9 protein-coding genes are annotated in these 9,469 nt (G+C 67.1%); 7 read left to right on the forward strand and 2 right to left on the reverse strand.

The features are described 5' to 3' along the window. On the forward strand, positions 1–542 hold a 542-nt coding region (locus BRW65_RS30565; RefSeq protein ID WP_139273339.1), incomplete at its 5' end, for an HNH endonuclease signature motif containing protein. Positions 543–559: 17 nt separating this feature from the next. After that, entirely contained in the window at positions 560–1,060 is a 501-nt protein-coding gene (locus BRW65_RS30570) for a SixA phosphatase family protein (protein ID WP_139273340.1), read from the forward strand. 3 nt (positions 1,061–1,063) lie between these two features. On the opposite strand, the gene BRW65_RS30575 is transcribed toward BRW65_RS30570, so the two are convergent. After that, positions 1,064–1,606: a DUF3558 domain-containing protein gene (locus tag BRW65_RS30575; RefSeq protein ID WP_073881183.1), complete on the reverse strand. Its 543-nt coding sequence runs from the start codon at positions 1,604–1,606 to the stop codon at positions 1,064–1,066. After that, on the reverse strand, positions 1,603–2,160 hold the full coding sequence (locus tag BRW65_RS30580) for a DUF3558 domain-containing protein (RefSeq protein WP_073881185.1): 558 nt from the start codon (positions 2,158–2,160) through the stop codon (positions 1,603–1,605). Before BRW65_RS30580 ends, BRW65_RS30575 begins: the two co-directional genes overlap by 4 nt. A gap of 183 nt (positions 2,161–2,343) precedes the next feature. On the opposite strand from BRW65_RS30580, the gene BRW65_RS30585 reads away from it, so the two are divergent. The 5 genes from BRW65_RS30585 to BRW65_RS30605 form a co-directional block, all read left to right on the forward strand. Next, entirely contained in the window at positions 2,344–4,101 is a 1,758-nt protein-coding gene (locus tag BRW65_RS30585) for an ABC transporter ATP-binding protein (protein WP_073881195.1), read from the forward strand. After that, positions 4,098–5,996 carry an ABC transporter ATP-binding protein gene (locus tag BRW65_RS30590; protein WP_073881187.1) on the forward strand — a complete coding sequence of 633 codons (1,899 nt, stop codon included), beginning with the start codon at positions 4,098–4,100 and terminating at the stop codon, positions 5,994–5,996. Before BRW65_RS30585 ends, BRW65_RS30590 begins: the two co-directional genes overlap by 4 nt. Before the next feature lie 134 nt (positions 5,997–6,130). Further along, entirely contained in the window at positions 6,131–6,823 is a 693-nt protein-coding gene (locus BRW65_RS30595) for a hypothetical protein (RefSeq protein ID WP_073881189.1), read from the forward strand. Between the two features lie 263 nt (positions 6,824–7,086). Continuing rightward, a complete protein-coding gene (locus tag BRW65_RS30600; RefSeq protein WP_073881191.1) occupies positions 7,087–8,229 on the forward strand; it encodes a BTAD domain-containing putative transcriptional regulator in 1,143 nt (380 codons plus the stop codon). A gap of 153 nt (positions 8,230–8,382) precedes the next feature. Continuing rightward, on the forward strand, positions 8,383–9,469 hold a 1,087-nt coding region (locus BRW65_RS30605; RefSeq protein ID WP_244168285.1), incomplete at its 3' end, for a serine/threonine-protein kinase.

Genomic DNA, 9,469 nt, shown 5'->3' on the forward strand with positions numbered 1-9,469 from the left:
TCGGCCAACACAACGGCCTACCCGCCTCCATCATCATCACCACCACCCTGGCCGACCTGCAGGCCGCCGCCGGCACCGGCCGCACCGGCGGGGACACCCGCCTGCCGATCAGCGACGTCATCCGCCTGGCCCGCCACGCCCACCACTACCTCGCCGTCTTCGACAACGCCAAACCCGTAGCGCTGTATCACTCCAAGCGACTGGCCTCCCCCGGCCAACGCATCGTCCTCTACGCCAAAGACCGAGGCTGTTCCGCACCAGGCTGCACCGTGCCCGGCTACCTCTGCGAAGTCCACCACGTCACCGACTACGCGGCATCGCGGCGCACCGACATCGACAACCTCACCTTCGCCTGCGGACCCCACCACCGCCTCCTCAAACCCCGCGGCTGGACCACCCAAAAGAACACCAACGGTGACACCCAATGGATCCCACCCCCACACCACGACCGCGACCAACCCCGCACCAACACCTTCCACCACCCCGAAAAACTCCTCCGCGACGGCGACGATGACGACGACGATGACGACGACGCGGCATAGGGGTTAGCGTGACTCCCGTGGAAGACCAGCGCACATTGCTGTTGATGCGTCACGCGAAGTCTGACTATCCGCCCGGCGTCGCCGACCACGAGCGGCCGTTGGCGCCCCGCGGAATTCGCGAAGCCGGCCTCGCCGGCGACTGGCTGCGCGCCAACGCCCCGGCCATCGACGCCGTGTTGTGCTCCACCGCGACGCGCACCCGGCAGACGTTGGCCACCACGCGTATCGATGCCCCGGTGCGGTACAGCGACCGGCTCTACGGCGCCACCCCCGGCACCATGATCGAGGAAATCAACACTGTCGGCGAGGAAGTCGAGACGCTACTTGTCGTCGGTCACGAGCCGACAATGTCCGCGGTGGCCCTCGGCCTCGGCGGCAGTGGCACCGACGTGGCTGTGGCGGAACGGATTTCGCTCAAATTCCCCACGTCGGCGATCGCCGTGCTGACGGTCACGTCCGGATGGAAGGGCCTCGAACTCGGTGGCGCCGCGCTGATCGGCTTCGAAATTCCGCGCTAGGGCTTAGGAGTTCGTGGCCAGCGTCAGCTCCATCAGCTTGAGCGCCTGACCGCAGGCGTCGATCCCGGGCGCCTGGGGATTGACCCACCACCCGACCACGCCGGCCGCGTCGCTGGCCACGCCGCACGCGCCGTTCGGGTCGTCGGGGCGCATCACGATGGAGTCGATCCCGGCGATGTTCCGGGTCTCGACCTTGTACTTGAGGAAGTCGGCGACCTTGCGCTCGTTGCTCAGGCTGCCCTGCTCGAACCAGAACCGGGTGATGTCGATGAGGCCGGCCGGGTTGGCCGCCTGCCACCGGCAGATCGCGCCGACGAAGGTGCTCTGAATGTCGAGCGGGTCCGCCCCCACCGTCTTGGCGAGGATGTCGCTGGTGAGCACCTCGCACTCCTTGAGCAGGTTCGGGTACTGCTGCTGGGAGTTGTTGTTGCGCGTCGGGCCGCCAGCCTTCACGGCGTTGCCGGCAACGGACCTCGAACATCCGGTCAACACGACCAACGCGGTGATCAAGACGGCGACAATGGCGCGGACGCTACTTCTGGTCATTTGGAGTTCGCAATCGACTGACGCGCCAATTCCTTGGCTATGTCGCAGGGCGGCGGGAACGGCTTCTGACTGAAGCTGATCGACCATTCGATGAAGTCGTCCTGGAATTGGATGCCCACCTCGCACAGCGAGTCACCCAAGTTGGGCTCGTTTCCGATGGCGATGAAGCCGCCGTGGCCGTTGATGTTGATGTCGTCGACGCTGGCGCGCGACAGCTCCTCGGTCTTGCGTTCACGCCCGATGGGACTGCCGCGATACCAGGAGAACGAAAAGTGCGGGCCCAGGATGCCGCCGCCGGCCAGCCACTGGCAGCCGACCGAGTTCCGGGCGGTGTTGATCAGGCCGGTCACCTTGGTCAGCTCCGCCACGGTCTGATCGTTGATGCCGCCGCACTGGGGAAACATCGGCCCGTGGTGGCCCTCCGCGTTCCCCGGCGCCGTCGACGACGTCGCTCCGGGTTTGTTGCTCCCTGAATCGGAGCACGCCGCAACCGTGGGGAGCAGGATCGCCAAGGCTGTCGCCGCAACGGCCAGCGCTCTCGAGTTACGCCGCACCGCTACCCTGCTCTTGCTCAGCCTGCTCCCGGTCCACACGATGCACTGTAGCGGCAGCTCAGCGGGTCAACCACCGACGCGCCTGAGCAGGCGTTTCAGTCGCGCCGCCGCCTGCGGCGGCCGAGTTAACCCATCCGGCGGTTGCCAGCCGCTGCCGGACGCGCAGTGTGCGACAGTTACGAAATGCTCCTGGCACTGCTGCGCCAGTACATCCGGCCGTACCGGCGGCTGGTCGCGGTGCTGATGATGCTTCAGCTGATCAGCACCCTGGCGTCGCTGTACCTGCCGACGGTCAACGCCGCGATCATCGACGAGGGCGTCGCCAAAGGCGACACGGCCACCATCGTCAGGCTCGGCATGGTGATGCTCTCGGTCACCGGCCTGCAGGTGCTGTGCGCGGTCACGGCGGTGTACTTCGGGTCGAAGACGGGGATGGGCTTCGGTCGGGACCTGCGCGCGGCGATGTTCGAACACATCACCACGTTCTCGGAGCACGAGACGGCCCGCTTCGGTGCGCCGACGCTGTTGACGCGTAGCACCAACGACGTCCGCCAGATCCAATACCTCGTTCAGATCTCGAGCACCGTGCTGGTCACGGCGCCCATCATGTGCGTCGGCGGGATCGTCATGGCCATCCATCAGGAAGCGGCACTGACCTGGCTGCTGCTGGTCAGCGTTCCCATCATGGCCGTGGCCAACTACTGGGTGATGTCACACATGCTCCCGCTCTTCCGCCGGATGCAGGGCCTGATCGACGGCATCAACCGGGTGCTGCGGGACCAGCTGTCCGGTGTCCGGGTCGTCCGGGCGTTCGCCCGCGAAGGCTACGAGCGGGAGCGGTTCGGCCGGGCCAATGCCGCCCTGTCCGATACCGCGCTGACCGCCGGCAACTGGCAGGCGGTGATGCTGCCGGTGACCACGCTGACGGTCAACGTTTCCAGCGTCGCACTGATCTGGTTCGGCGGGTTGCGCATCGATCGCGGCCAGATGCAGGTCGGCTCGCTGACCGCGTTCCTGGCCTACTTCACCCAGATCCTGATGGCGGTGTTGATGGCGACGATGACGCTGGTGGTGCTGCCGCGAGCCTCCGTCTGCGCCGAACGGATCACCGAAGTGCTTTCCACCCAGGCCGCCGTCGACGACCCGCAGAGCCCGGTGTTCCCACGCGGCGGGATCGCCGGAGTGGTGCGCTTGGCGGACGCAACATTCACCTATCCGGGCGCGGATCGGCCTGTGCTGCAAAACATCTCGCTGACCGCACGACCCGGCACCACCACCGCCATCGTCGGCAGCACCGGCTCGGGCAAGTCGACACTGGTGGCGCTGATCTGCCGGCTCTACGACGTCACCGGCGGCGCCGTCCTAGTGGACGACGTCGATGTCCGCGATTACGCCACCGAGCGGCTCTGGTCCGCGATCGGGCTGGTGCCCCAGCGCGGCTACCTGTTCTCCGGGACCGTGGCCGACAACCTGCGCTACGGCAAGGCGGACGCCACCGACGACGAGATGTGGGAAGCGTTGCGCGTGGCGGACGCCGACGGGTTCGTGCGCGCACACGACGACGGGCTCGGGATGCGGGTGGCGCAGGGCGGCATCAACTTCTCCGGCGGTCAGCGGCAACGGCTGGCCATCGCGCGGGCGGTCATCCGCCGCCCGGTCATCTATCTCTTCGACGACTCGTTCGGCGCGCTCGACGTGCACACCGACGCCCTGGTGCGCGCGTCGCTGCAGCAGATATCGGGTCAGGCCACCGTCATCGTTGTCACGCAACGGGTTTCGACCGCGGCCCAGGCAGACCAAGTGATCGTCATCGACGACGGAAGACTGGTGGGCACGGGCACACACGAATCGCTGCTCACCGACTGCGCGACCTACGCCGAATTCGCCGACTCGCAATCGATGAGCGCCGTCCGATCGGGCCACGCCGGAGGCACGCCATGACCGTGACCGCCAACCGCGGCTTGACTCCGGCCCCCGCCGGGCGCTCCCGCGACTTCTGGGGTTCGGCTGCCCGGCTGGTGAAACGGCTTGCGCCGCAAGGCCGCCTGAGCATCGCGGTGATCAGCCTGGGCATCACCGGGACGGTGATCGGGGTCATCGTCCCGAGAATCCTCGGCCACGCCACGGATCTGCTGTTCAACGGCGTCATCGGGCGGCGGCTGCCCGCGGGCGTCACCAAGGCGCAGGCTGTCGCCGCGGCCCGGGCGCGGGGCGACAACACTTTCGCCGACCTCCTCTCGGGAATGAGTGTGGTGCCGGGCAGGGGCGTGGACTTCGGGGCCGTGGCGCGAACGCTGGCGCTGGCGTTGGGCCTGTACGTCGTTTCCGCGCTGCTGATCTGGGCGCAGGCGCGGCTGCTGAACGTGACCGTGCAACGCACCATGGTCGCGCTCCGTTCCGACGTCGAGGACAAGATCCACCGACTGCCGCTGTCCTACTTCGACGGGCGCCAACGCGGCGAGCTCCTGAGCCGGGTGACCAACGACATCGACAACGTGCAGTCGTCGCTGTCGATGACCATCAGCCAGCTGGTCACATCGATCCTGACCATCGTCGCCGTGCTGGCGATGATGCTGTCCATCTCGCCGCTGCTGGCCCTGATCACCGTGGCCACGGTGCCGCTGTCGCTGGTTGCGACCCGGGCGATCGCGCGCCGCGCGCAGCGCCTGTTCGTGGCCCAATGGACGAGCATCGGCCGCCTCAACGCCCACATCGAGGAGACCTACAGCGGCTTCACGGTGGTCAAGACGTTCGGCCACCGGGCCGCCGCGCGCCAGCAGTTCCGCGACAACAACGACGAGGTCTACCGCGCCAGCTTCGGCGCCCAGTTCTTCTCCGGGCTGGTGGCACCGGCGACGTCGTTCATCGGCAATCTGGGCTATGTGGCGGTCGCCGTGGTGGGCGGCCTGCAGGTGGCAACCGGCCACATCACCTTGGGCGGTATCCAGGCCTTCATCCAATACGTCCGGCAGTTCAACGCCCCGCTGAGCCAGGTGGCCGGCATGTACAACACCCTGCAGTCCGGAGTCGCGAGCGCGGAGCGGGTGTTCGATCTGCTCGACGAACCCGAAGAACCGCCCGACCCCGAACCGGCTCCCGACGGCGGCGACCGGCCGCGGGCGGGACGGGTCGAGTTCCAACACGTGAGCTTCGGTTACCGCCCGAACGCCCCGGTGATCCGGGACCTGTCGATGGTGGCCGAGCCGGGCAGCACGGTGGCGATCGTCGGACCGACCGGGGCCGGCAAGACCACGCTGGTGAACCTGCTCATGCGCTTCTACGATGTCGACTCCGGCCGGATCTTGATCGACGGCGTCGACATCACCACCGTGAGCAGGCAGTCACTGCGATCGGGGATCGGCATGGTCCTGCAGGACACCTGGCTCTTCGACGGGACGATCGCGGAGAACATCGCCTACGGGCGGCCCGAGGCCAGCCCCGACGAGGTGGTGCAGGCCGCGAAGGCGGCTTACGTCGACCGGTTCGTGCACACGCTGCCCGCCGGCTACGAGACCCGCGTCAGCGGCGGCGGCGGAAATATCAGCGCCGGCGAGAAGCAGTTGATCACTATCGCGCGAGCATTCCTCGCCCGACCGCGGCTGTTGATCCTGGACGAGGCGACCAGCTCCGTCGACACCCGCACCGAGGCGCTCATCGCCCGCGCCATGTCGGAGCTCCGCCGGGATCGCACGAGTTTCATTATCGCGCACCGTCTTTCGACTATCCGAGACGCCGACCGCATCGTCGTGATCGAGGCAGGACGGATCGTTGAACAGGGCGGCCACGCCGAGCTGCTGGCCCGGCGGGGCGCCTACTATGCGATGACCAGGGCCTAGCCCCGACCCTCGGTGCCGGCACCGCTGTGACGTCACGTTGAGAATTCGTTGAGGTAACGAAAAGGCCAAGATCGGAACCTTCTCTCAGACAGGGCAAGCCCGCCGACGAAGGCGGACTGAGAGAAGGACAATCCATGACGACCATCAAGAGCATCGCCAAGTCCGCGATCCTGGCACTGGCCGCCGGTGCGATCGCGCTGGGACTGGCGGGCCCGGCGCAAGCGGCCTCGGGCACCACCTATGGCGACCCCGCCGCCGCCGCCAAGTGGTGGCGCCACCAAAAGTACGACGACTGCGTCCTGATGGCCGCCGCCGACCTGATCGGCCAGGTGACCGGCAAGGAGCCCTCGGAGGAAGCGATCATCAAGAGGGCCCAGTCCACTCCCAGCACCATCCACCCCGGCTCGATCTACATCAAGCCGTCCGACACCACGGACCCCAATTCGGGCCAGGGCACCATGTTCGGTGACGTCCCAACGCTGCTCAAGCTGTACAACGTCTACGCGGTGGTCAGTGACGAGGCCCATGCGACAAAGACGGGCATCCCCGCGGGCATCGAAGGGATCGAGCAACTGCTGGGCACCGGTCACAAGGTCATGGTCAGCGTCAACGGCGAACTGATCTGGCACACCCCCGTCGAAACCAAGGACGAGGACGGCAACCCGATCGGTGACCACGCCGTCGTGGTCACCGGCGTCGACGCCGCCTACAACATCGTCCACCTGAACGACAGCGGTGACCCCAACGGCCGGGACTCGCAAGTCCCCATGGCGCTCTTCTTACGAGCCTGGCAAGCCAGCCACGAGCTGATTGTCGCCACCATGTGAGGCGCGGTTGACCTCCCATCGCACGGCGGGCAGCCCAGGGCTGTCCGCCTCGTGCGTGTTCGCCTGAGCGCCAGACCCGTTCGCGACGGCCGCCCAACGTCCTTGTGGCGGGGAAGGCTTTTCATCACCCGCGGTACGGTCAGGGCCCCGCCGTCGAACACGCACAATTCGCGCGTCGCTACCGAAATCGCCGGGATTGATATCACAATGGCAAGCTAGGGCATCTCACAGGTGCTGCGCAGGACCGGAAGGACCGATAGGCGATGGTGGACAAGCGTCTCGAACTCGGTCTGCTCGGACCGTTGGAGATGATTGTCGACGGGACCCTGGTGGCCTTGGGTACGCCCAAACAGCGGGCGGTGCTGGCCATGCTGCTGATGAACCACAACAGTCCGGTCGGGGTCGACCGGTTGATCACGGCCCTCTGGGACGACGAGCCGCCGTCGGGTGCACGGGCCAGCATCCATTCCTATGTATCCAATTTGCGCAAGCTGCTCAGCACCGCCGGCATCGACCCCCGGGTGGTGCTGGCGGCGGCGCCCCCGGGATACCGGCTCAGTGTCGCCGAAACCGCTTACGATCTCGGACGCTTCATCGCGGAGAAGACCGCGGGCGTGCATGCGGCCGCAACGGGCAAATTCGAAGAAGCCAGCCGGCACCTGACGGCCGCGTTGGCCCAGTGGCGCGGACCGGTGCTGGAGGACTTACGCGAGTTCCAGTTCGTCGACACCTTCGCCACTTCCCTTGTCGAGGAAAAGATTCTGGTCCACGGCGCAAAAGCGGAGGCCGAAATCGCTTGCGGGCGTGCGTCCGCGGTGATCACGGAACTAGAGGCGCTGACGGCCGAACACCCCTATCGCGAGCCGCTGTGGGCGCAGTTGATCACCGCCTACTACCTCACCGACCGGCAATCCGACGCCTTGGCCGCCTATCGACGCGTCAAGACCACGCTCGCCGACGACCTGGGGATCGATCCGGGCCCGACGCTGCGGTCGCTCAACGAGCAGATCCTGCGGCAGGAACCGCTCGACGTGAAACGCACCGCCAAGACCGCCGCCGTCGACACGGTAACGGTGCTCGAACAACACACCATGGTGTCCGGGCAGAAGGCGATCGCTTACCTGCACGAGACGTCGGGACGCAGTTATCCGCTGCGAGCGGCGGCCACCCGGATCGGGCGGCTGCCGGACAACGACATCGTCCTCGACAGCCCCAAGGTCAGCCGCCACCACGCCGTGATCGTCGACACGGGAACCAGCTTCATCATCAACGACCTCCGGTCGTCCAACGGCGTTCACGTGCAGCAAGAGCGGATCCGCTCGGCCGCCACCCTGCGCGACGGCGACCAAGTCCGGATCTGCGACCACGAGTTCACGTTCCAGATCGCCTCGGACACCCAGGTTTAGGCGTTCGGCCGGCAGCTCAGTCCGAGCGGATTGGGTGTTTGTGGTGCCGGGGGCTTACGGTCGTGGTTGCTGGGTGTGGGGGTTGCGGCCTCGCGGTGTGCCCGGCAATTGTGGGGTGTCGGTGCTGTGGTGGTTGGGTGACAAGGATCAACGATGAGTGATGAGCAGGCCTCGCGGGTGGGCACGGATTTCGGGCCGTATCACCTAAAACGGCTGTTGGGCCGGGGTGGGATGGGGGAGGTCTATGAGGCCGAGCACACCGTCAAGGAGTGGACGGTGGCGGTCAAGCTGCTCTCGGAGACCTTCAGCAAGGACCCGGTGTTTCGGGAGCGGATGAAACGCGAAGCCCGCACCGCCGGTCGTTTGCAGGAACCGCACGTGGTGCCCATCCATGACTACGGCGAAATCGACGGGCAGATGTTTTTGGAGATGCGCCTCGTCGAGGGCACCGACTTAAACAGCGTGCTCAAACGCTTCGGTCCGCTGGCCCCGCCGCGCGCGGTGGCCATCATCACCCAGATCGCCTCGGCCCTCGATGCCGCCCATGCCGCCGGGGTGATGCACCGCGACGTCAAACCGCAAAACATTCTGGTCACCCGTGATGATTTCGCCTATCTGGTGGACTTCGGCATCGCCAGCGCGACCACCGATGAAAAGCTCACCCAGTTGGGCACCGCGGTCGGGACGTGGAAATACATGGCCCCGGAACGGTTTTCCAACGCCGAGGTCACCTACCGCGCCGACATCTACGCCCTGGCCTGCGTGCTCTACGAATGCCTCACCGGCTCCCCGCCGTATCGGGCCGACAGCGTCAGTGTCCTCGTCACCGCGCACATGATGGATCCGATCCCTCAGCCGACGGCCTTGCGCCCCGGCATCCCCAAGGCTTTCGATGCGGTGATCGCTCGTGGGATGGCCAAAAAGCCCGCCGACCGCTACGCCAGCGCCGGCGACCTGGCCCTGGCCGCCCACGAAGCACTCAGCGACCCCGACCAAGACCACGCCGCCACCATCTTGCGCCGCAGCCAAGAAGCCACCCTGCCCGGCACCGTCACACTCGGCCCGCGGCCCGCGCTCGCGGACACCGCCATGGCGCCGCCACCGACCCCGGCGGCCAGCACGCCGCCGCCGTCAACGCCCATTCCGCCGCCCACTCCCGCGCCCAACCCGCCGCCCGGCTCCACCCCGGGGCCCGGCTCTGTGACGCGTCGGGCGCGGCGCGCGGGGGGGGGGGGGGGGG

Source organism: Mycobacterium paraffinicum, assembly GCF_001907675.1.
GTDB lineage: Bacteria > Actinomycetota > Actinomycetes > Mycobacteriales > Mycobacteriaceae > Mycobacterium > Mycobacterium paraffinicum_A.

What these genes read in the sequence shown, in the direction of transcription:
- BRW65_RS30575 (WP_073881183.1), bottom strand. Translation starts at nt 1,606, where the DNA reads ATGACCAGAAGTAGCGTCCGCGCCATTGTCGCCGTCTTGATCACCGCG.
- BRW65_RS30585 (WP_073881195.1), top strand. Translation starts at nt 2,344, where the DNA reads ATGCTCCTGGCACTGCTGCGCCAGTACATCCGGCCGTACCGGCGGCTG.
- BRW65_RS30590 (WP_073881187.1), top strand. Translation starts at nt 4,098, where the DNA reads ATGACCGTGACCGCCAACCGCGGCTTGACTCCGGCCCCCGCCGGGCGC.
- BRW65_RS30595 (WP_073881189.1), top strand. Translation starts at nt 6,131, where the DNA reads ATGACGACCATCAAGAGCATCGCCAAGTCCGCGATCCTGGCACTGGCC.
- BRW65_RS30600 (WP_073881191.1), top strand. Translation starts at nt 7,087, where the DNA reads ATGGTGGACAAGCGTCTCGAACTCGGTCTGCTCGGACCGTTGGAGATG.